Below are 1,598 nucleotides of genomic sequence, written 5' to 3' on the forward strand. Positions count from 1 at the left end.
CCTGGAACATCTAGGCCTGCAACCGGATTCGCACGGCTTCCTCACCGTGGACGACACCCTGCACACCAGCGCCGAGGACGTGTGGGCCATCGGCGACGTGCGCGGCGGGCCGATGTTCACCCACACCGCCCGCGACGACGCCGACATCGTCTACCGCAGCGCCTACCGCGGACAGGACCGCACCGCCGCCGGTCGCATCGTTCCGCACGCGGTGTTCACCGACCCTGAAGTCGGATCCGTCGGACTCACCGAACCCGCCGCCCGCGCAGCGGGTTACGACGTCCTCATCGGCCGCCAGGACTTCACCGGCGTCGTGAAAGCCCGCGCCATCGGCAACACCCGTGGCCTGGTCAAGTTCGTCGCCGACGCCGCCACCGATGCCATCCTGGGCTGTCACATCGCCGGACCCGACGGCGGGAACCTCGTCCACGAAGCCGTCATCGCGATGACCACCGGTGCCACCTACACCCAACTCGCACAAGCCATCCACGTCCACCCCACCCTCGCCGAAGGGGTCAACACCGCGGCCGGCGGCGTCCACCGCGAAATCGGGGCATAGACACCCCACGAGCATCGCCCGGCTATCGGGTGATGCAGAACTCCGACTGCCCCGGATAACACGCTGTTATCGGGGGCGAACTGGAATCCGGTCTGCGGCGACGCGTCTGCCGCCCTGCGGTGTGCCAGTTCACCGTCACACCAGTACATTTCACGGATCATCGCCGCCGGCGGGCGGCGGGGTCGGTCTGGGCCTGCCATCGCATCAGGGACTCGGCCGACGGGTTCGCGTACCTAGCCAGCGACCGCACCGAGGTGTGGCCGCTCATGCGCATCAGCATCGGCGTGGACGCCCCGTCCTCCGCGGCGTGCGTCAAACGGCTATGGCGAAGTTGATGCAGCGTGAAGGGGCCGCGGGTGAAGTCAGCGGTGTGTGTCTCGAACAATTCCAGCGCCCGGCGATACGACAACCGCCCGCGAAGGGTCGACGGGTCGATATCGTCCACGGCCACACCGGGTTTCGCCTTCCGGTCGGTCAGGAACACCGGCCCCTTCTTCCGGCCCGCCAGCAACCGCGGCAACAGCCGCGCGGTCCCGGTCTGCCACGCGACCACATCTCTTGCCCCGCCCTTGCGGGTGACCGTGCCACATCGGTTCGCCGTGTCCAGGTCCGGGATGTCGAGCAGCAACAGCTCGTCGGCTCGGGCGGCGGTCTCGTACAGCATGGTCCACAACACCCGCTCCCGCAGCGGCACATCCTGCGCAAGCAGCCCGGTGACCTCGTCACGAGTCATCGCCCGGGAATGGTCCGGGGCCACTCTGCGCGGCACCAGCCGGACGACGGGATCGCCGAGGAGCCACTCCTGTGCCCGCCAGTACTCGCACGCCCCACGCAAGGAGGCGAGGCGGACATTGAACGTCTGTGCCGAGCTGCCGCCCCACTTGAAGGTGAACCAGCCACCGACCCGCTCGGCCTCCAGCAGTCCCACATCCGAATCGGCGCCGAAGTCGCGCACCAATTGGTTGAGGGCGACGGCGTACCCGCGTCGGGTGTTGACGCTCGGGATGGTCGACAGGTACTGATCCACCGCGTCCTTCAA

At 68.2% G+C, this 1,598-nt stretch carries 2 protein-coding genes; one reads left to right on the plus strand and one right to left on the minus strand.

What is annotated here, in order from left to right; all coding sequences use genetic code 11:
* Positions 1–559: oxidoreductase dimerization domain-containing protein (locus ABVB68_RS36720; protein ID WP_353605564.1), on the plus strand; the 559-nt coding region annotated here is incomplete at its 5' end.
* Between the two features lie 157 nt (positions 560–716).
* Here the strand turns inward: ABVB68_RS36720 and ABVB68_RS36725 are convergent.
* A partial coding sequence (locus ABVB68_RS36725; protein WP_353605565.1) for a tyrosine-type recombinase/integrase occupies positions 717–1,598 on the minus strand: 882 nt, incomplete at its 5' end.

This window comes from Streptomyces sp. NPDC096012, from assembly GCF_040426375.1.
GTDB lineage: Bacteria > Actinomycetota > Actinomycetes > Streptomycetales > Streptomycetaceae > Streptomyces.